The sequence below is a fragment of the Bartonella sp. HY406 genome (genome assembly GCF_025449315.1).
Taxonomy (GTDB): domain Bacteria; phylum Pseudomonadota; class Alphaproteobacteria; order Rhizobiales; family Rhizobiaceae; genus HY038.
The window spans coordinates 1628206-1648318 of sequence record NZ_CP104893.1 but is presented as its reverse complement, the minus strand read 5'-3'; the positions used below and the strand labels follow the sequence as shown (position 1 = coordinate 1648318).

29 protein-coding genes are annotated in these 20113 nt (G+C 42.4%); 26 read left to right on the top strand and 3 right to left on the bottom strand.

Annotated elements, in window-relative coordinates:
* Window positions 1-891: 891 nt before the first annotated feature.
* The 3 genes from N6B01_RS06965 to xth form a co-directional block, all read right to left on the bottom strand.
* Window positions 892-1797, bottom strand: a complete 906-nt coding sequence (locus N6B01_RS06965) for a transporter substrate-binding domain-containing protein (RefSeq protein WP_262078063.1) — start codon at window positions 1795-1797, stop codon at window positions 892-894.
* Between the two features lie 481 nt (window positions 1798-2278).
* Window positions 2279-2953 (bottom strand): DUF4279 domain-containing protein, encoded by a 675-nt coding sequence (locus tag N6B01_RS06960; protein ID WP_262078062.1) that lies wholly within the window; start codon window positions 2951-2953, stop codon window positions 2279-2281.
* A gap of 107 nt (window positions 2954-3060) precedes the next feature.
* The gene (gene xth / locus N6B01_RS06955; RefSeq protein WP_262078061.1) at window positions 3061-3840 is read right to left on the bottom strand and encodes an exodeoxyribonuclease III; all 780 of its coding nucleotides are present in this window, start codon (window positions 3838-3840) and stop codon (window positions 3061-3063) included.
* 586 nt (window positions 3841-4426) lie between these two features.
* On the opposite strand from xth, the gene rpsL reads away from it, so the two are divergent.
* The 26 genes from rpsL to N6B01_RS06825 all read left to right on the top strand — a co-directional run bounded on the left by rpsL (window position 4427) and on the right by N6B01_RS06825 (window position 19828).
* Window positions 4427-4798, top strand: coding sequence for a 30S ribosomal protein S12 (rpsL, locus tag N6B01_RS06950; protein ID WP_182419535.1), 372 nt, complete (start codon window positions 4427-4429; stop codon window positions 4796-4798).
* Window positions 4799-4816: 18 nt separating this feature from the next.
* Window positions 4817-5287, top strand: coding sequence for a 30S ribosomal protein S7 (rpsG, locus tag N6B01_RS06945; RefSeq protein ID WP_182419534.1), 471 nt, complete (start codon window positions 4817-4819; stop codon window positions 5285-5287).
* A 29-nt stretch (window positions 5288-5316) separates the two neighbouring features.
* Complete coding sequence (gene fusA, locus N6B01_RS06940; protein WP_182419533.1) at window positions 5317-7404, top strand: elongation factor G; 2088 nt, start codon at window positions 5317-5319, stop codon at window positions 7402-7404.
* 57 nt (window positions 7405-7461) lie between these two features.
* Window positions 7462-8637: an elongation factor Tu gene (tuf, locus tag N6B01_RS06935; protein ID WP_182419000.1), complete on the top strand. Its 1176-nt coding sequence runs from the start codon at window positions 7462-7464 to the stop codon at window positions 8635-8637.
* 64 nt (window positions 8638-8701) lie between these two features.
* Window positions 8702-9010, top strand: a complete 309-nt coding sequence (gene rpsJ, locus N6B01_RS06930; protein WP_002964363.1) for a 30S ribosomal protein S10 — start codon at window positions 8702-8704, stop codon at window positions 9008-9010.
* A 25-nt stretch (window positions 9011-9035) separates the two neighbouring features.
* Complete coding sequence (gene rplC / locus N6B01_RS06925; protein WP_182419532.1) at window positions 9036-9761, top strand: 50S ribosomal protein L3; 726 nt, start codon at window positions 9036-9038, stop codon at window positions 9759-9761.
* Complete coding sequence (gene rplD / locus N6B01_RS06920) at window positions 9761-10381, top strand: 50S ribosomal protein L4 (protein ID WP_182419531.1); 621 nt, start codon at window positions 9761-9763, stop codon at window positions 10379-10381. The genes rplC and rplD overlap by 1 nt, the downstream gene beginning before the upstream one ends.
* Window positions 10378-10671, top strand: coding sequence for a 50S ribosomal protein L23 (locus N6B01_RS06915; RefSeq protein WP_182419530.1), 294 nt, complete (start codon window positions 10378-10380; stop codon window positions 10669-10671). Before rplD ends, N6B01_RS06915 begins: the two co-directional genes overlap by 4 nt.
* A 20-nt stretch (window positions 10672-10691) precedes the next feature.
* Entirely contained in the window at window positions 10692-11525 is an 834-nt protein-coding gene (gene rplB / locus N6B01_RS06910; RefSeq protein ID WP_182419529.1) for a 50S ribosomal protein L2, read from the top strand.
* A 15-nt stretch (window positions 11526-11540) separates the two neighbouring features.
* On the top strand, window positions 11541-11819 hold the full coding sequence (rpsS, locus tag N6B01_RS06905) for a 30S ribosomal protein S19 (RefSeq protein ID WP_182419528.1): 279 nt from the start codon (window positions 11541-11543) through the stop codon (window positions 11817-11819).
* 2 nt (window positions 11820-11821) lie between these two features.
* Complete coding sequence (gene rplV / locus N6B01_RS06900; protein ID WP_182419527.1) at window positions 11822-12211, top strand: 50S ribosomal protein L22; 390 nt, start codon at window positions 11822-11824, stop codon at window positions 12209-12211.
* Complete coding sequence (rpsC, locus tag N6B01_RS06895; protein ID WP_182419526.1) at window positions 12211-12921, top strand: 30S ribosomal protein S3; 711 nt, start codon at window positions 12211-12213, stop codon at window positions 12919-12921. Before rplV ends, rpsC begins: the two co-directional genes overlap by 1 nt.
* A gap of 36 nt (window positions 12922-12957) precedes the next feature.
* The gene (rplP, locus tag N6B01_RS06890; protein ID WP_182419525.1) at window positions 12958-13371 is read left to right on the top strand and encodes a 50S ribosomal protein L16; all 414 of its coding nucleotides are present in this window, start codon (window positions 12958-12960) and stop codon (window positions 13369-13371) included.
* An 11-nt stretch (window positions 13372-13382) separates the two neighbouring features.
* Complete coding sequence (gene rpmC, locus N6B01_RS06885) at window positions 13383-13583, top strand: 50S ribosomal protein L29 (RefSeq protein WP_182419524.1); 201 nt, start codon at window positions 13383-13385, stop codon at window positions 13581-13583.
* Between the two features lie 10 nt (window positions 13584-13593).
* On the top strand, window positions 13594-13836 hold the full coding sequence (rpsQ, locus tag N6B01_RS06880; RefSeq protein ID WP_262078060.1) for a 30S ribosomal protein S17: 243 nt from the start codon (window positions 13594-13596) through the stop codon (window positions 13834-13836).
* A gap of 150 nt (window positions 13837-13986) precedes the next feature.
* The gene (gene rplN / locus N6B01_RS06875) at window positions 13987-14355 is read left to right on the top strand and encodes a 50S ribosomal protein L14 (RefSeq protein WP_182419522.1); all 369 of its coding nucleotides are present in this window, start codon (window positions 13987-13989) and stop codon (window positions 14353-14355) included.
* Between the two features lie 12 nt (window positions 14356-14367).
* Window positions 14368-14682 carry a 50S ribosomal protein L24 gene (gene rplX, locus N6B01_RS06870; protein ID WP_182419521.1) on the top strand — a complete coding sequence of 105 codons (315 nt, stop codon included), beginning with the start codon at window positions 14368-14370 and terminating at the stop codon, window positions 14680-14682.
* On the top strand, window positions 14675-15232 hold the full coding sequence (rplE, locus tag N6B01_RS06865; protein ID WP_262078059.1) for a 50S ribosomal protein L5: 558 nt from the start codon (window positions 14675-14677) through the stop codon (window positions 15230-15232). The genes rplX and rplE overlap by 8 nt, the downstream gene beginning before the upstream one ends.
* A gap of 24 nt (window positions 15233-15256) precedes the next feature.
* On the top strand, window positions 15257-15562 hold the full coding sequence (rpsN, locus tag N6B01_RS06860) for a 30S ribosomal protein S14 (RefSeq protein ID WP_182419519.1): 306 nt from the start codon (window positions 15257-15259) through the stop codon (window positions 15560-15562).
* Window positions 15563-15576: 14 nt separating this feature from the next.
* The gene (gene rpsH, locus N6B01_RS06855; protein WP_182419518.1) at window positions 15577-15975 is read left to right on the top strand and encodes a 30S ribosomal protein S8; all 399 of its coding nucleotides are present in this window, start codon (window positions 15577-15579) and stop codon (window positions 15973-15975) included.
* A gap of 39 nt (window positions 15976-16014) precedes the next feature.
* Window positions 16015-16548 (top strand): 50S ribosomal protein L6, encoded by a 534-nt coding sequence (gene rplF / locus N6B01_RS06850; protein ID WP_182419517.1) that lies wholly within the window; start codon window positions 16015-16017, stop codon window positions 16546-16548.
* A 12-nt stretch (window positions 16549-16560) separates the two neighbouring features.
* Complete coding sequence (gene rplR, locus N6B01_RS06845; protein WP_182419516.1) at window positions 16561-16923, top strand: 50S ribosomal protein L18; 363 nt, start codon at window positions 16561-16563, stop codon at window positions 16921-16923.
* Between the two features lie 157 nt (window positions 16924-17080).
* Window positions 17081-17626: a 30S ribosomal protein S5 gene (gene rpsE, locus N6B01_RS06840; RefSeq protein WP_182419515.1), complete on the top strand. Its 546-nt coding sequence runs from the start codon at window positions 17081-17083 to the stop codon at window positions 17624-17626.
* A 33-nt stretch (window positions 17627-17659) separates the two neighbouring features.
* Window positions 17660-17866: a 50S ribosomal protein L30 gene (rpmD, locus tag N6B01_RS06835; protein ID WP_182419514.1), complete on the top strand. Its 207-nt coding sequence runs from the start codon at window positions 17660-17662 to the stop codon at window positions 17864-17866.
* 21 nt (window positions 17867-17887) lie between these two features.
* Complete coding sequence (gene rplO, locus N6B01_RS06830; RefSeq protein WP_182419513.1) at window positions 17888-18358, top strand: 50S ribosomal protein L15; 471 nt, start codon at window positions 17888-17890, stop codon at window positions 18356-18358.
* 699 nt (window positions 18359-19057) lie between these two features.
* Window positions 19058-19828 carry a DUF4424 family protein gene (locus N6B01_RS06825; RefSeq protein ID WP_182419512.1) on the top strand — a complete coding sequence of 257 codons (771 nt, stop codon included), beginning with the start codon at window positions 19058-19060 and terminating at the stop codon, window positions 19826-19828.
* Window positions 19829-20113 lie beyond the last annotated feature (285 nt).

The window sequence follows — 20113 nt, the reverse complement described above, 5'->3', positions numbered from 1 at the left end:
TTAACTTTGATATTTCATAATGTTTTAAAGGAAAAAAACATTATATTTCTTTGATTTTATGGGGGTTATCAATTTTAGTTTAACTAAAATTGGAGTGACCTCTGTCATAAAAGCAATATCTAACTGCTTTAAAGGGTGAAATCAGCTACACAAAGCCATAAAATTCAACGACATATTTAAGCTAAAAAGTGCCAATAGGTTGCCAGTGGAGAATAAAATTCACCTATGGCTAGCACTTATAAATTCATTGTAGTATGGTCTATCAATATCCCTTATGCTATTTATCTGTTTCAACATTTAATGGTTGGCAGGATTAAAAAGTACGATTCAAAACATACTAATTACAATGTTAAAATGCTATGATGCAGGGACTATTAATTGCAATAAAACTACACAATAAATTGCGGTACTACCTTAAGAGAACCAACAATGTAGGAAAACTTTTGCCTGTTCAATTAGAAATAGCTTAATAGCTTTGAAAATCATTATAAAATTATAGTAATGGTTCTACAAAGACCAATTAAGTCAGATATTCTGAACATCATTCTTGATGCAGCATCAGCTTTCACCGCGTTATTTTTATATCATTTCATTTGAATGAACAGTTCCTTATCCTCATTAGAACATTGAACCTTATATAATATGAGTGCTAAATTTTCAAGTTTAATATTTCTAAGGTTAAGTTGGCTGATTAAGTCTATGTTATTAATTGATTTTATTAATTTTAATCATACAATAGTTAACTAATATAGCCCCTTTTAGCTTCGCATCAGCTTTAATAATTACTGGCAAGCTTTAGGTTAATATTGTTATATAATACAGTTAGATATGGCTGTTTCTTAGTGTTTTTCTAAAAGGCAGCGTAAACTGCCTTTTAGCAAGGAATTAATTTTACTTATTTTCTGGATAATCTTCCATAGGCTTATCGTTAGGATGCTCCCACGCATTACGCGTGCTTGCAGAAAGTGGGAGATTCACAATAACATTTGCTGGTGGAATTGGCTCAAGAAACCACTTGTTGTAAAGCTTTTCAAGTGAACCATCTGTAATTTGGCGCACAATACTTTCATCAATTTCCTTTTTAAGATTATCGTCACCCTTGCGCAGCATACACGCTATAGGCTCAACTGACAAAACTTCATCTAGAATTTTAAAGTCGGCAGGATTTTTAGCTTTAGAGATATTGGCAGCTAGAATGGAGCCATCCATAACAAATGCATCAGCTCTATCGCTTTCTAACAAAAGGAAACTGTTGGCGTGATCTTTACCCTGCATTTCTTTGAAGCGAATATTTTCAGCTCGTTGGTTACGGCGCAAGGTTTGCACGGAGGTCGTTCCAGTAGTGGTAGCAACGGTTTTACCGTTAAGGTCGTTAATCGAGTTAATTCCAGAATCCTTCTTAACTGCAATTCTTACTTCTTCCACATAGGTGGTATAGGCAAAAGAAGCTTCGTCTGCACGTGAACGATTATTGGTGGTTGAGCCACATTCAAAATCATAGGTACCATTTTGTACAAGCGGAATACGATTGGCTGAAGTAATTGGTAAATAATTAATTTTTAAAGGCTTGCCAATTTTTTTTGAGATGTCGTCAATGATACGTTCTGCCATTTCGGTATGAAAGCCGACATATTTACCATTGCCTAATGTATAGGCAAGACCAGAAGATTCGCGCACACCTAAAGTGACTTCACCTGTTTGCTTAAGCTTTTCAAGAGTGTCAGCAGTTTGTGCCTGTGCCGCAGTGCTAAGACCTAATAGGGTTGTAGCAGCGAAGGCGATAAGTGCCTTTTTCATGAATTTCCTCCTAAATATGACGATCAAAGTGTTCATTTTGTTTAAAGACGTATAGCCTTATAAAAATAGTGGCACATTTGTGAAAGAAAAATAAGCCCTTTAAAAAAAATAAATATGCCCTAGCGCTAAATATCAGGGATTAATGAGATTAAATACATTATAACTTGTTGATATAAGTGCGGTGGATAGCCGCAATATAGCTATCTTTCTAATTATCAAATTTTTATGATTTAAACTGGTTATAACCAATAGGTGGATAAACCGTGAAAAGTAAGAGTGGTTGCTTTTTTGTTGTACTGTGTAAATTTTATCTGGCAATGGTAATTTTCAGAAACGGGATTTGTAATAAACATTTGTGGAAGTGGCAATAAGGCGCTTTTTTCTGTAAGGTTTCTTCCCGTGTCTTGCATTGGGTGTTTGGCTTGGCGTTTGAATTTTACTATCGATATTGCTGCTAATCTTATAAATTTATGCAAAAGTTTTATTCATATAGATCAACATATTTTACCTCAATATCTACATTTAATATTGCTAATTCATTGACAATTTCATTGGTGATGTAACCCGATGGCAATCTAAGTTTCTTATTTACATTTATTATAAGTTTGTTCTTATATGTGCTGGAGTTTAATCGTTCTAATTTTAATTCGTCCCACGCTTCGCCTATATCTTCAAGCCAACCCGAAGATATGGCTGAATTGAGAATTAATTGGGACGATTTTTGAATATCAATAAAATCCAGTTTTACTTTTGAAACTTCATCATCATTGATATCGCCATAAAATGCTATATCTATGCATGACCTAAATTCACTGGCTGTTTGTATTAATGCTTTTGGTATTATTATGCTGGGATATTCATCCAATATATTTACAATTATCGATATCTCAACATTGCCACCTTCATTTGTAATTTCTTTTAATAGCCGCCATTTACTTTTAAATATTGAAATAAATTCGATATACTCATCTTCAAGTGTGGGAAGGGCGCTTGTTTGATAAATCCATAAATTTGTTCTTGGAACAACATTTTTCGGATTTTTCGCGCCCTTTTCCATTTCTGTGTAAGGTTTTATGTCAAGCCGTTCTGATATTTCTTTGGGTGAAATTGGGTTGTCAAATAAGCCAAACGATAAAACTATCTTTGATCTGCGCACTGTAATTCCTTTGTGTTTTTAGTATTTACGTTGCGACGGTAGTGCAATTTTTATGGAAGCCAGTTATTTAACCGTTTTGACGTTAAGCAAGACATTGTCTGCTTTTATCAGTCTTTGATATCAATCCATACCGGAACGTGATCGGACGGCTTGTCCCAACCGCGAAGGCTTTTGCTTATTCCGCAGGCCGTTATTTTATCAATCGCTTCGGGTGATGCTAGGAAATGATCAATGCGGATACCTTCATTTTTCGGCCATGCACCAGCTTGGTAGTCCCAAAAACTAAAAACCTTATCATTGGTTGCCATTCTAATAACGTCTTGCATGCCTAAATTGATAATTTTACGAAAGGCGGCCTTTGTTTGTGGTAGGTACAAGGCGTCATCTGTCCATTTTTCAGGCGATTTAGCGTCAATAGGGTTAGTTATAACATTGTAGTCGCCAGCAAGGATGAAAGGTTCTTCAAAGGTAAGCCGGTCTTTTGTTAGGTTTGCAAGACGTTCCATCCAAGCTAATTTATAAGGATATTTCTCTGTATCAACAGGATTACCATTGGGTAAATATAGGCTAGCAATACGAATAGAACCTGTAGAGGTCGAAAATACCCCCTCAATAAACCGTGCCTGTTCGTCGCTTTCATCGCCTGGTAGTCCGCGTAGAACTTCATCTGGGGATTTTTTGGATAATAAAGCCACGCCATTAAAGCTTTTTTGCCCATGAGTTTCGACATGGTAGCCAAGAGCCTCAATCTGGGAACGTGGAAAAGCCTCGTCAATGCTCTTTATTTCTTGTAAGCACACAATATCAGGTGCATCTTGCTTAAGCCAAACAAGTAAGTTTTCAATTCGTGCTTTTACGCCATTAATATTCCAAGTTGCGATTTTCATAGCGTCCTTACCATTTTGTGGGGCTGTACATTATTGTGCCTGCATTTTAAAGCGTATATTCAGAAAAGAGCAAGGCAAATCTGTCACTTCAAGCCATTTATCGTTGACAATGTAAATCGTGTTTTGCAGTATAAAATTATGTCTATTGTCTTAATTATAATACTTACTTGTTTTCCTGTTTTTGTAAAAATCGACTCGCTATTACGATATTCTATTCAAAAAACATAAATAACCTTAACTCCGTGTTAACCATGTTTCAGTTTTGTGATAAAAGCTGAAAAAAAACGAGAAAAACCGCAAAAAAAGCCGAGTTTTACACATATTGCACTTGACGCGATGCGATAATCCATGTATCAGAAGCCCATCTAAACCAATGTGAAGCGGCATTTTTCTAGGCGTCTCGCTAAGAAGTTAGCTTCAAACAGGGTTGGTTTTACATAATTTGTATATGTGCATGCATTGCATGAGGCCTTTGGCTTCCTCTGTTTTTGTCGGGCAAGCTACTTTTGTGGTTCTGTCCGGTTTTTTGCATGTGTGAAGCAGCCCTTTTGGGTTATTTGAAGAGTTTTTAGTAGAGGAAGGTTCAATGCCTACCGTAAACCAGTTGATCCGCAAGCCGCGTGTAGCGTCGGTGAAGCGTAATAAGGTTCCTGCTTTGCAGGCCAATCCGCAAAAGCGTGGCGTTTGTACACGTGTTTATACAACGACCCCAAAGAAGCCTAACTCGGCTCTTCGTAAGGTTGCTAAGGTGCGTCTAACGAATGGATTTGAGGTTATCGGTTATATCCCTGGTGAGGGGCATAATCTTCAGGAGCACTCTGTTGTGATGATTCGTGGGGGTCGTGTTAAGGATCTTCCGGGTGTGCGTTATCACATCATTCGTGGTGTTCTTGATACACAGGGTGTTAAGAATCGTAAGCAGCGCCGTTCCAAGTATGGCGCGAAGCGTCCGAAGTAAGATTGAGAGACCGATAATATGTCCCGTCGTCATAAAGCTGAAAAGCGCGAAATTAATCCAGATCCAAAGTTTGGTGATTTGGTTATTACAAAATTCATGAATGCCGTTATGTTTGACGGTAAGAAGTCTGTGGCAGAGCGTATCGTTTATGGCGCTTTGGATGCTATTGAAGCTAAGGCAAAATCAGAGCCTGTTGCTTTGTTTCATCAGGCGCTTGAAAATGTTTCTCCTCATGTTGAGGTTCGTTCACGCCGTGTTGGTGGTGCAACATATCAGGTTCCTGTTGATGTTCGTCCAGATCGTCGTCAGGCTTTGGCAATTCGTTGGCTTATCAATGCGGCTCGCTCGCGTAATGAGACAACAATGATTGATCGTCTTTCGGGTGAATTGTTGGATGCTTCCAATAATCGTGGTTCGGCTGTTAAGAAGCGTGAAGATACGCATCGTATGGCTGAAGCTAACCGTGCATTCTCCCATTATCGCTGGTAATTCGGCATTTCTAATCAAAGGCAGAGAAAATGGCCCGCGAATTTAAAATTGAAGACTATCGTAATTTTGGTATTATGGCACATATTGATGCTGGTAAGACAACTACCACTGAGCGCATTTTGTACTATACCGGTAAGTCGCACAAAATTGGTGAAGTGCACGATGGTGCTGCGACCATGGATTGGATGGAGCAGGAGCAAGAGCGTGGTATTACCATTACTTCTGCTGCTACAACTACTTTCTGGGAAGGTCGTGATGGTAAGAAGCGTCGCTTTAATATCATTGATACGCCAGGTCACGTTGACTTTACCATTGAGGTTGAGCGCTCATTGCGTGTTCTAGATGGTGCTATTGCTCTTCTTGATGCAAATGCTGGTGTTGAGCCGCAGACTGAAACTGTTTGGCGTCAGGCTGAAAAGTACAATGTTCCTCGCATGATCTTTGTTAATAAGATGGATAAGATCGGTGCAGATTTCTATCGTTCGGTAGATATGGTAAAGACTCGTCTTGGTGCAAAGGCTGTTGTTATGCAATTGCCTGTTGGTGCTGAGAGTGAATTTGCTGGTGTTGTTGATCTTATTGAAATGAAGGCTCTTATTTGGCAGAACGAACAGCTTGGTGCTGCTTGGGATGTGGTTGAGATTCCTGATGATCTTAAAGATCGTGCTGTTGAATATCGTGAAGCATTGATTGAAGCTGCTGTTGAAGTTGATGAAGCTGCGATGGAAGCCTATCTTGAAGGCAAGATGCCTACAAATGACGAGCTTCGTTCGCTCATTCGTCGTGGTACCTGTGCTGTTGAATTCCATCCTGTTTTCTGTGGTTCCGCTTTTAAAAATAAGGGTGTGCAACCACTTCTTGATGGTGTTGTTGATTTTCTTCCTTCACCGCTTGATGTTCCTGCGATTAAGGGTATTGATCCTAAGACTGAAACTGAAACAACTCGTGAATCTTCAGATGAAGCTCCGCTTTCTATGCTTGCTTTCAAAATCATGAATGATCCATTCGTTGGCTCTTTGACTTTCTGCCGCATTTATTCCGGTAAGTTGACTAAGGGTGTTTCTCTTGAGAATACCGTTAAAGGTAAGCGTGAGCGTATTGGCCGTATGTTGCAAATGCACTCCAATTCTCGTGAAGATATCGAAGAGGCCTATGCTGGTGATATCGTGTCTTTGGCTGGTCTTAAAGAAACAACAACTGGTGACACTCTTTGTGATCCATTGAAGCCTGTTATTCTTGAACGTATGGAATTCCCAGAGCCAGTTATTGAAATTGCAATTGAGCCTAAAACTAAGGCTGACCAAGAAAAGATGGGTCTTGCACTTAATCGTCTTGCAGCTGAAGATCCATCATTCCGCGTTAAGTCGGATGAAGAATCAGGTCAAACAATCATCGCTGGTATGGGTGAACTTCATCTTGATATTCTTGTTGACCGTATGCGTCGCGAGTTTAAAGTTGAAGCAAATATTGGTCAACCGCAGGTTGCATATCGTGAAACAATCACTCGTGCAGCTGAAATTGACTATACTCATAAAAAACAGTCTGGTGGTTCTGGTCAGTTTGCTCGCGTTAAGATTATTTTTGAACCTCATGATGGTGACGACTTCATCTTCGAATCAAAGATCGTTGGTGGTGCTGTTCCTAAGGAATATATTCCTGGTGTTCAAAAAGGTATTGATAGCGTCATGGGTGCAGGTCCGCTTGCTGGCTTCCCTATGCTTGGTGTTAAAGCAACACTCATTGATGGTGCTTATCACGATGTTGACTCTTCTGTTCTTGCCTTCGAAATTGCTGCTCGTGCAGCATTCCGCGAGGGTGCGCAGAAAACAGGTGCTCAGCTTCTTGAACCAATCATGAAGGTAGAAGTTGTAACTCCCGAGGATTACGTTGGTGATGTTATCGGCGATCTGAATTCCCGTCGTGGTCAGATTTCAGGTACTGAAGCTCGTGGTATTGCAACAGTTGTTAATGCAAATGTGCCATTGGCAAATATGTTCGGTTATGTTAATTCACTCCGTTCAATGAGTCAGGGTCGTGCACAATATACTATGCAGTTCGATCATTACGAGCCTGTTCCTGCAGCTGTCGCTCAGGAAATTCAAAAGAAATATGCGTAATCGCTGATTGCGTTACAGTTTTAAACATTGCCTTAGGGCATTATACGGAGAGCTCAAATGGCTAAGAGCAAATTTGAACGTAATAAGCCGCATGTTAATATCGGCACAATTGGTCACGTTGACCATGGTAAAACCAGTTTGACAGCTGCGATCACCAAGTATTTTGGTGAGTTTCGCGCTTATGACCAAATCGATGCTGCACCTGAAGAAAAGGCACGCGGTATCACCATTTCAACTGCACACGTAGAGTATGAGACAGAAAACCGTCACTATGCTCACGTTGATTGCCCAGGCCACGCTGACTATGTTAAGAACATGATCACCGGTGCGGCTCAGATGGATGGTGCTATTCTTGTTGTTTCTGCAGCAGATGGTCCAATGCCACAGACCCGCGAGCACATTCTTCTTGCTCGTCAGGTTGGTGTTCCTGCAATCGTGGTTTTCCTTAATAAGGTTGATCAGGTTGATGATGAAGAGCTTCTTGAGCTTGTTGAATTGGAAGTTCGCGAGCTTCTTTCAAAATATGATTTCCCAGGCGATGAAATTCCTATCGTTAAGGGTTCAGCTCTTGCAGCACTTGAAGACAGCAACAAGACCATTGGTGAAGATGCAATCCGTCTTCTCATGAGCGAAGTTGATGCTTATATTCCAACTCCAGAGCGTCCAATTGATCAGCCTTTCTTGATGCCAATTGAAGACGTGTTCTCAATTTCAGGTCGTGGTACTGTTGTAACTGGCCGTGTTGAGCGTGGTATTGTTAAGGTTGGTGAAGAAGTTGAAATCATTGGTATTCGTCCAACTTCAAAAACCACTGTTACTGGCGTTGAAATGTTCCGCAAGCTTCTTGATCAAGGTTTGGCTGGCGATAACATTGGTGCGTTGCTTCGCGGTGTTGATCGTGAAGGTATCGAGCGTGGTCAGATCTTGGCAAAGCCAGGTTCAGTAACACCTCATACAAAATTCCAAGCTGAGGCTTACATTTTGACGAAGGAAGAAGGCGGTCGCCATACTCCATTCTTCACAAATTATCGTCCTCAGTTCTATTTCCGTACGACAGACGTGACAGGTATTGTTACGCTTCCTGAAGGTACAGAAATGGTTATGCCTGGTGATAATATTTCTGTGAATGTAGCTTTGATCGTTCCAATCGCAATGGAAGAGAAGCTCCGCTTCGCTATTCGTGAAGGTGGTCGTACCGTTGGTGCGGGCGTTGTAGCGAAAATCATTGAATAATTGGCAAAATTTCGTTGAGGAACACTTCCTTGTGAAGTGTTCCGCATAACAAGGAACTATAATAATGAACGGTCAGAACATCCGCATTCGCCTTAAGGCGTTTGATCATCGGATCCTTGACGCGTCGACACGAGAGATCGTCTCGACAGCCAAGCGTACCGGCGCCAATGTACGTGGACCTATTCCTCTTCCAACACGGATCGAGAAATTCACGGTTAACCGGTCGCCACACATCGATAAGAAGAGCCGTGAGCAGTTTGAAATGCGCACCCATAAGCGTCTTCTTGATATTGTTGACCCAACTCCACAGACAGTTGATGCTCTTATGAAGCTCGATCTTTCTGCTGGTGTTGATGTCGAGATCAAGCTTTAAGCTTGGGACGGAAGGATTAAATCCAATGCGTTCAGGTGTAATTGCACAAAAGCTGGGCATGACCCGCATTTATAATGATGCAGGTGAGCATGTACCTGTTACTGTTCTTCGTATGGAGAATTGTCAGGTTATCGCACAGCGTACAGTCGATAAAAACGGCTATACTGCTGTTCAATTAGGTGTAGGCCTTGCTAAGGTTAAAAATACAACGCAGCCATTGCGTGGTCATTTTGCCAAAGCTTCGGTTGAACCTAAAGCAAAATTGGCAGAGTTCCGCGTAACTCCAGAAAACCTTCTGGATGTTGGTGCGGAAATTACTGCAGAACATTTCGTTCCGGGTCAAAAAGTTGACGTAACCGGTACCTCGATCGGTAAGGGTTTTGCTGGTGTTATGAAGCGCCACAATTTTGGTGGTCATCGTGCATCACATGGTAACTCCATCACCCACCGTGCACATGGTTCTACTGGTCAGCGTCAAGATCCGGGTAAAGTTTTTAAGGGTAAGAAAATGGCTGGTCATATGGGCCAGACACGTATCACCACTCAGAATATTGAAGTTGTGTCTACAGATCTTGCTCGCGGACTTATTCTTGTTCGTGGTGCAGTTCCTGGTTCAAAGGGCGCATGGATTCTTGTTCGTGATGCCGTAAAGCATGCTCTTCCTGCTAATGCACCAAAGCCTGCAGCTCTACGCCAGTCAGGTAACGCAGCAGCTGAAGTTGCCGCACCCGCAGCTGAGGGAGCCGAATAATGGATCTCAATATTACTACACTTGAGGGCAGCGAAGCCGGCAAGCTCAATGTATCGGATTTAGTATTCGGTCTTGAGCCACGCGAAGATCTTCTTCAGCGTGTTGTTCGTTGGCAGCTTGCTCGTCGTCAACAAGGTACTCATCAAGCGCAAACCCGTGCTGATGTTTCCCGTACCGGCGCGAAAATGTACAAACAAAAAGGTACAGGTCGCGCTCGTCACCATTCCGCTCGTGCTCCACAGTTTCGTGGCGGTGGTAAAGCGCATGGCCCAGTTATGCGTTCTCATGCTCATGATCTTCCTAAAAAGGTTCGTGCGCTTGGTTTGAAACATGCTCTTTCGGCTAAGGCAAAAAATAATGATCTTATCATTATTGACGAGCTTGCAGTTAAAGATGCAAAGACTAAAGTTTTGACCGGCTTATTTGCAAATTTAGGTCTTCAAAACGCTTTGCTCATCGGTGGATCTGAAATCGATGTTAATTTCAGCCGCGCTGCATCTAACATTCCTAATGTTGATGTATTGCCGGTTCAGGGCATTAATGTTTATGACATTCTGCGTCGCGGTAAGCTTGTTCTTTCCAAGGCTGCAGTTGAAGCCCTTGAGGAGCGGTTTAAATGACGGATCTTAGACACTATGACGTGATCGTCAGTCCGGTTATTACCGAGAAGTCCAACCTGATTTCAGAAAATAATCAGGTTGTATTCAACGTTGCCCCTAAGGCTACGAAACCAGAAATTAAGGCTGCAATTGAAGCGCTATTTGGCGTTAAAGTAGTAGCTGTTAATACTCTTGTCCGTAAGGGTAAGGTTAAGCGGTTCCGTGGCATTGTCGGGCGCCAGAGCGATGTCAAAAAAGCGATTGTCACATTGGCTGAAGGTCAGACAATTGACGTATCGACCGGTCTATAAGAGGCCGTGGAGTAGGAATAATGGCACTTAAGCATTTCAATCCGACCACGCCAGGCCAGCGTCAGCTTGTTATTGTTGACCGGTCAGGTCTTTATAAGGGAAAGCCTGTGAAGGCTTTGACCCAAGGTCTTTCCTCTAAAGGCGGTCGTAATAATACTGGACGGGTAACCGTTCGTTTCCAAGGTGGTGGTCATAAGCGTACATACCGTTTTGTGGACTTTAAGCGTTTAAAGCGCGAAGTTCCAGCAACCGTTGAGCGTTTAGAATATGATCCTAATCGTACAGCCTTTATCGCACTTATCCGTTATCAGGATGGTGAGTTAAGCTACATCATTGCACCACAGCGTTTAGCTGTTGGAGATCAGGTTATTGCCGGCGCTAGCGTTGACGTAAAGCCTGGTAATGCAATGCCACTTAGCGCGATGCCAGTTGGTACAATTATCCACAATGTGGAAATGAAGCCAGGCAAGGGCGGTCAAATTGCCCGTTCTGCTGGTACTTACGCCCAGCTCGTTGGTCGCGATCAAGGCATGGCTATTTTGCGTTTGAATTCAGGTGAACAACGCTTGGTTTCAGGTAGCTGTTTTGCAACAGTTGGCGCAGTATCTAATGCCGATCATGGTAATATCAATGATGGTAAGGCTGGTCGTTCACGTTGGCGCGGTAAGCGTCCTCATGTACGCGGTGTTGCTATGAACCCTGTTGACCATCCACACGGTGGTGGTGAAGGTCGTACTTCTGGTGGCCGTCATCCAGTTTCACCTTGGGGTAAGCCAACAAAAGGTAAACGTACGCGTTCGAATAAAGCGACTGATAAGTTCATCATGCGCTCACGTCATCAGCGTAAGAAATAAGAGAGGTAGTCTAAAGTGGCTCGTTCAGTTTGGAAAGGACCGTTTGTCGATGGCTATCTTCTCAAGAAAGCTGAGAAGGTACGCGCGAGTGGTCGTAATGAAGTTATCAAAATGTGGAGCCGTCGCTCCACTATTTTGCCGCAATTTGTGGGCTTGACCTTTGGTGTATATAACGGTAACAAGCACGTTCCTGTTTCCGTATCCGAGGAAATGGTCGGACAAAAATTCGGCGAATTCGCTCCGACCCGGACCTATTATGGTCATGGTGCGGACAAAAAAGCGAAGAGGAAATAAGAATGGGCAAAGCCAAGGCTCCGCGCCAGCTCAAAGATAACGAGGCTAAAGCAGTTACTCGTACAATCCGTGTCAGTCCCCAAAAGTTAAATTTGGTTGCTGCCATGATCCGCGGAAAAAACGTCAATACGGCACTGGCGGATTTGACCTTCTCGCGTAAGCGTATCGCTGCAACTGTAAAAAAGACTCTTGAGTCTGCTATTGCAAATGCAGAAAACAATCATGATCTTGATGTAGATTCGTTGATTGTCGCTGAAGCACATGTAGGTAAGTCAATCGTAATGAAGCGCTTTCACGTTCGCGGTCGCGGTCGTGCAAGCCGTGTAGAAAAGCCATACTCGCATCTTACCATTGTGGTGCGTGAAGTCGCTGCAACAGGGGAGGCCGCATAATGGGTCAGAAGATTAACCCCATCGGGCTTCGTCTCGGTATCAATCGCACATGGAATTCACGTTGGTTTGCAAATACTGGTGAGTATGGTAAACTATTGCATGAAGATCTAGCTATCCGTAAGTATTTGATGAATGAGCTCAAAACAGCTGGTATTGCCAAGATTGTTATTGAACGTCCTCATAAAAAATGCCGCGTAACCATTCATGCTGCACGTCCTGGTTTAATTATCGGTAAAAAAGGCGCAGATATTGAGCGTTTTCGCCGCAAGTTAAGCGATATGACTAACGCTGATGCGTCATTGAATATCGTTGAAGTTCGTAAGCCAGAAGTTGATGCGACTTTGATCGCTCAATCAATTGCTCAGCAGTTAGAACGCCGCGTTGCATTTCGTCGTGCTATGAAGCGTGCTGTTCAGTCAGCTATGCGTTTGGGTGCAGAAGGTATTCGTATCAACTGTTCCGGTCGTTTAGGTGGTGCTGAAATCGCTCGTATGGAATGGTATCGTGAAGGTCGTGTGCCTTTGCATACATTGCGTGCAGATATCGATTATGGTACAGCTGAAGCCGAAACCGCTTATGGTATTTGTGGTGTTAAAGTTTGGGTATTCAAGGGCGAAATTCTTGAACATGACCCAATGGCTTCTGAACGCCGCGCTCTTGAAAGCGATAGTCAAGGTGCTCCGTCGAACCGTCGTCGCGACAACGCTTGATTGACGGTAAAACAGAGATTTTTGGAGTAAAGAACAATGTTGCAGCCCAAGCGCACAAAGTTCCGTAAGCAGTTTAAAGGTCGTATTCACGGCAATTCAAAAGGCGGAACGGAATTGAATTTTGGTGCTTTCGGTCTGAAGGCAGTTGAGCCTGAGCGCGTAACTGCGCGTCAGATTGAAGCCGCCCGTCGTGCCATCACGCGTCATATGAAGCGTGCTGGTCGCGTGTGGATCCGTATTTTCCCAGATCTTCCGGTTACTTCTAAGCCAACCGAAGTTCGTATGGGTAAAGGTAAAGGTAGTGTAGACTATTGGGCAGCTCGCGTTGCCCCTGGTCGTATCATGTTTGAGCTTGATGGCGTATCTGAAGAAATCGCACGTGAAGCTCTTCGTTTGGGAGCTGCAAAGCTTCCGATTAAGACACGTTTCATCCAGCGTATTGCTGAGTAAAGGGTTTTGCGATGACAGCCGCTGATTTTCGGGCCAAGACGCTCGACCAGCTTAATCAAGAATTGGCTTCGCTTAAGAAAGAGCAGTTTAATCTGCGGTTTCAAAAAGCAGTAGGCCAGTTAGAAAAGACCGCGCGCGTGAAAGAGGTTCGCCGTGACATCGCGCGTATTAAAACAATTGCCCGCCAGAAGGCGGCCGATAGCAAGGCATAAGGAATAGATCATGCCGAAACGCATTCTGCAGGGCGTTGTCGTTAGCGACAAGAGCGACAAGACTATTGTAGTCAAGGTCGAACGCCGTTATTCTCATCCGCTTCTTCAAAAGACTATTCGTCAGTCTAAGAAGTATAAAGCGCATGATGAAAACAATCAGTACAAAATTGGTGATTTTGTTTCAATTCAAGAATCAGCGCCAATTTCAAAAGATAAATGTTGGGTCGTTGTTAACAATAGCTCAACAAAATAATTAGCGCATTTATTGTGTGAAGTGTAAAAAGGGTGCGTTATACGCAACCTTTTTTCGCTTATTCATGAAAATGTTTAAATCGTGGTTTGACAGGCTAGTCAGGATGCTGTATGGCGTCCGGGACTACAACATAAAAGAAGGCGGCCAGTCATGATTCAGATGCAAACAAACCTCGACGTTGCGGACAATTCCGGTGCCCGTCGTGTCATGTGCATCAAGGTGCTGGGCGGTTCGAAGCGGAGATATGCTTCTGTGGGCGACATTATTGTCGTTTCTATTAAGGAAGCTATTCCGCGCGGCCGCGTTAAAAAAGGTGACGTGATGAAGGCAGTAGTGGTTCGTACCGCTAAGGATATTCGTCGCGCCGATGGCAGCGTTATTCGTTTTGATAAAAATGCTGCTGTTATCATTGATAACAAAAAAGAGCCAATCGGTACGCGTATTTTCGGACCGGTTCCACGCGAACTTCGCGCGAAGAACCATATGAAAATCATTTCGCTTGCTCCCGAAGTGCTTTAAGGAGCGGTACAAATGCAGAAAATTCGTAAAGGGGATAAAGTCGTAGTTTTGACCGGAAAAGATAAAGGTCAAAGTGGCGAAGTTATCAAAGTAAGCCCTAAGGAAAATACGGCGCTTGTTCGCGGTATTAATATGGTGAAGCGTCATCAGCGTCAGACCCAGACTCAGGAAGCCGGTATTGTTTCTAAGGAAGCACCGATTAATTTGTCGAATATCGCTATTGCTGATCCAAGTGACGGTAAGCCTACTCGTGTTGGTTTCCGTGTGGAAGCTGATGGTCGTAAAGTCCGTGTTGCTAAGCGTTCTGGAGATCTGATCGATGGCTGATACTAAAATTGAACCGCGCTTGAAAAAGCAATATCGTGAAGAGATCCGTAAGGAGCTTCTCGAAAAATTCAAATATGCAAATGAAATGCAGATTCCACGCATAGACAAGGTTGTCTTGAATATGGGTGTCGGTGAGGCTACAGGCGATTCTAAAAAGCCTGGTATTGCTGCTGAAGATCTAACTCTCATTGCTGGTCAGCGCGCTGTCGTTACACGTGCTCGCAATTCTATTGCGACCTTTAAGGTTCGTGAAGATATGCCTTTAGGTACAAAGGTTACTTTGCGTAAAGATCGCATGTTTGAATTCCTAGATCGTCTTGTGACTATCGCATTGCCGCGTGTTCGCGACTTTCGTGGTCTCAATCCGAAAAGCTTTGATGGTCGTGGCAACTTCGCTATGGGTATCAAGGAGCACATTGTGTTCCCAGAGATCAACTACGATAAAGTAGATCAAATTTGGGGCATGGATATTATCGTTTGTACGACGGCTAATACGGATGATGAAGCACGTGAGTTGTTGCGCGCATTCAACTTCCCATTCCGGTCGTAACGGCAAGCGTAGCGAGGTATAGAAATGGCCAAAGTTAGTGCCGTAGAGAAAAATAAGCGTCGTCAGAAGATGGCTAAGCAATATGCTGATCGTCGTGCAAAGCTTAAAGCTGTTGTTATGGATCAGTCTGTTTCGCTTGATGAGCGTTTTAAGGCGACTATTCAGCTTGCAGAGCTTCCACGCAATTCAGCGAAAGTTCGTGTTCGCAATCGTTGTGAAGTGACAGGTCGTCCACGCGCTTATTATCGTAAATTGCAAATGTCACGTATCGCATTGCGTGAACTTGGCTCACTTGGTTTAGTGCCAGGTATTGTCAAGTCTAGCTGGTAAGAAGGAGATAAGATATGTCTGTATCAGATCCTCTCGGTGATATGTTGACACGCATTCGCAATGCGATCGGCCGCCGTAAAACGAAAGTTGTAACTCCTGCTTCAAGGCTTCGCGCTCGCGTTCTTGATGTTCTTCAGTCAGAAGGTTACATTCGTGGTTATACCCAAAGCGATTTTGATAACGGTAAATCTGAAATCGAAATCGAATTGAAGTATTACGAAGGTATGCCTGTGATTCGCGAAATTTCACGCGTATCAAGACCAGGTCGTCGCGTTTATGTTTCGGTTAAGTCTATTCCTCATGTGGCTAATGGATTGGGTATTAATATCCTTTCAACGCCAAAAGGTGTGATGGCCGATCATGAAGCCCGTGAACAGAATGTAGGTGGAGAGCTTCTTTGCCGCATCTTCTGATGTGGTATTAGCTTTAACCCAGGAAAGACAGGTTGAACAATGTCTCGTATTGGAAAAAAACCCGTTCAGGTTCCTGCTGGTGTAACCGCGACGGTCGATGGACAAGTTGTTAAGGCAAAAGGCGCTAAAGGCGAATTATCATTTGTTGTTAACGACGAAGTTCTAGTTAAGCTTGAAGATAATGCTTTAACTGTAACACCGCGTGATGCGTCCAAGGATGCCCGATCAAAATGGGGTATGTCCCGCACAATGCTTGTAAATATCTTGCAGGGTGTTAAGGACGGCTTCGAAAAGAAGCTAGAAATAAATGGTGTTGGTTATCGTGCTGCTATGCAGGGCAAAAACCTTCAGCTTTCTCTCGGCTTCAGCCATGAAGTTGTTTATGAAGTGCCCGCCGATATTACGGTGAGCGTTCCTAAGCCAACGGAAATTGTTGTTGTTGGTATAGATAAACAAAAGGTTGGACAAGTTGCTGCTGAGATCCGTGAATATCGCGGTCCAGAACCTTATAAAGGTAAAGGCATCAAATATGCTGGTGAGCGTATCGTCCGTAAAGAAGGCAAGAAGAAATAAGGAATCTGCGTTATGGCTTCGCGTAAAGAAGTTCTACAGCGTCGTGCTTATCGCATTCGCCGTCAGATTAAATTGGTCGCTAATGGCCGCTTACGGTTGAGTGTGCATCGCTCGAATCAGAATATTTATGCGCAGATCATTGATGATGTGCGCGGACATACAGTTGCTGCGGCATCTACACTTGATGGTGATTTAAAAGGCACTATCAAAGGTGGTGCAGATTGCAGCGCAGCGAGTGCAGTAGGCAAATTGATTGCTGAACGTGCTGCAAAAGCTGGTGTTAAGGAAGTTGTCTTTGATCGTGGTGCTTATATTTACCATGGTCGTATTAAGGCTCTTGCTGAAGCTGCCCGTGAAGGCGGTTTAAGCTTCTAATATTTAGAGGCGCCTTGCTTTTTGCTAGGCGCCTTAGATTTGTTCATATTGTTAGCTTATTGAGATTTCCCACTTATAAAGCTTATAGTGTGATTTTAGTTCCTTGTTAAATTACAAGGTTTGTATAGTGCTTCCGGAAAAGAAAAAGGAATTAGGAATGGCACAGAAAGAACGTAATCGCGAAGAACGTGATAGCGAGTTTGTTGATAAGCTCGTTCACATTAATCGTGTTGCTAAAGTTGTTAAAGGTGGTCGTCGTTTTGGTTTTGCCGCGCTTGTTGTTGTTGGCGATCAAAAGGGCCGCGTAGGCTTTGGCCATGGTAAAGCTCGCGAAGTACCTGAAGCAATTCGCAAAGCAACAGAAGCTGCAAAGCGTGAAATGATTTTTGTTCCACTTCGCTCAGGTCGTACCCTTCATCACGATGTTGAAGGTCGTCATGGCGCAGGTAAAGTATTGTTGCGCAGTGCATCAGCTGGTACTGGTATCATTGCAGGTGGTCCAATGCGTGCAGTGTTTGAAACACTTGGCATGCAAGACGTTGTTGCTAAGTCGCTTGGTTCTTCAAATCCATACAACATGGTTCGTGCAACATTTGATGCTTTGAAGCGCCAGATGCATCCTAAGGATGTAGCTGCGCAGCGCGGCGTTAAGTATTCGACTTTGCAAGCACGTCGCCAAAGTCTTGTTGGTACAGAAGAATAATAGCCTTACGGCTTGATAAAAAGGAATAGTACAATGGCTGAGAAAAAATCTCAGAACGGCAAGACGGTAACGGTTGAACAAACTGGTAGCCCAATCCGCCGTCCGGCTGAACAACGTGCAACGTTGATTGGTCTTGGTCTTAATAAAATGCACCGTCGTCGTACATTGCAGGATACCCCTGCAGTACGTGGTATGATTGCCAAGGTTCAACATCTCGTCCGCGTAGTGGATGAGGCTTGATAACAAGGGCAGGAGATAGTTATGAAACTTAATGAATTACGCGACGTAGATGGCGCGACTAAAGCCCGTAAGCGCCTTGGCCGTGGTATCGGTTCTGGTTCTGGTAAAACAGCTGGACGCGGTGTTAAAGGTCAAAAGTCGCGCTCAGGTGTAGCGATCAATGGTTTTGAAGGCGGTCAGATGCCTATTTACCGTCGTTTACCAAAGCGCGGTTTTAATAATATTTTTGCTAAAGACTTCAATGTTGTTTCACTTGGTCGCGTTCAAACTGCGATTGATGCAGGCAAACTTGATGGCAAGCAAGCTGTAACTGTAGAAGCTTTAAAAGCTGCCGGTGTTCTTCGCCGCGTTAAAGACGGTGTTCGTCTTGTTGCTGATGGTGAATTGACTGGCAAAGTTGCTTTTGAAATTGCTGGCGCTTCTAAATCCGCTATTGAAAAAGTTGAAAAGGCTGGCGGTTCCGTTAAGCTATTATCAGCAGTTGCTGAGTAAACTTTATAAATATAATTTTTGAAAGCCGGGTGTTTTTCACCCGGCTTTTTTCGTTATCGTTAGCGCTATAATGTCGTTCTTTTAGATTACTAAGTTTAGGCAGTGATTAATAGAATTTATTAGAATAACGCTTAAACTATTTATAGTCATTAAATCCGTACTTTTTCTAGTTTGGATAGATGTGTTCTTTTATTTATGTTGTTGCCGAGCGGTTTACCGCCGGTAATAATTGATAATATTTTAAATCAAAGAAATTTTACAAAACCTAAATTATTTAAACTCGGTCTCTGAAACTTTTCTGCCGTATATCTGGTATGTGCTTGGAAAATAATTTTTACTTTGTTTATCAGTAAAACCCATTGTCATTGATTTTATCTAACGTCTAAGATTGTTGATCTATCTTCGCCGAAAATATTATAAATTCACTTAAATGAAATTAGGGGTGTAGAATTTAATTTTGGCGGATTTGCAACAAAAAGTTATCATCGCAGTTTGATCAGACTTACAAGATTTTTTGCTTTTTAACTATGTGAAAAAGGCTTATACTTTTTGAACGATTAGTTTTGCTGTTGGCAATTGGTTTGCTACTGTTTAAAAATGATCTATGTTGGCTTTTTTAGCAATTAGCGGCGAATTGTTTCTTTTATGATTAGATACGTATTTTAATTTTAATTATTAAGTAAAATTGGAGTGGGGGATTTGAAGTCGTTAATTTTTGGCATTTTATTGCTTTTAATTCAGCCTTCTATTGTTTTGGCGTGGGGTGGTTATGCTGTCGGAGGCTTAACAATAACCGACAAAAAAAATATAGAGGTTGTATCGCAAGATCTTTATTTGTCTTTAGGATTGGTAAAGAGCGACTATATATTTAAGAACACGGGAAATAATGATGTTTTGACTGATGTTAAATTTATTTTACCATCTGTAGATCAATATCCTGATCTTGATGAAAGTCACCCCGGTAATTTTCGTTTTTTTCATAATAATACTGAAATTTTTCCGTCTTTTACAACTATCAACGTTGATGAAGCTGAAGGGGCTTGTGTGGATGGCAATGATGATTGCTTAGAGCAGACCACTTATTTTTGGTCTCATCGTTTTAGACCAGGTAAAGAGGTGAAAATCACTTTACAATATGAACCTGCAGTTGCGGGCGAGTTCGGTGGATTTAATGATACTGAAAATGAGTATTGCGTAAAAGACGATTATCTACCGGCAATTAAAAAGAGACATCAAAATGGGTTTACGTTTTGGATGGATCATTTTTTAACTTTTTCACCTGCAAACAATTTAGGTAAAGTGAAAAATTTTCGCTTGGTTGTAGATAAGGGAGATGCAAACTCTTTGATTAGTTTTTGTGGTGAAAATGTAAAAAAGATTTCGCCTACAAAATTTGAAATGCTAAAAACTGATTACCTACCCCCCGAAAGCTTTGAAATTCTTTGGTCTACCGGATTTACGAAGCAATAGGTCGCCGATTGTTGGATCTGAAGTTTAGAGCGCAAATACTTGATTAATTGTGAGTTTTCGTAAGTCTGTTAGGCTAGGTATCACAAGCCAGTCTGATTACCTTATGTTACAATGCTTTTATCCTAACATAAGTTTCACGTTGCAAAATTCATTATAAAAGTTCGTTTTAGTGAATTAGCTTATTGTTCGAAAGATTTTCGTATAAGAAATATTGTTATAGACAATGTTTGTATTGAGCAAAATTTGGTTTAAGGCAATCTTTGGGCAATATATTGCTCCAACATA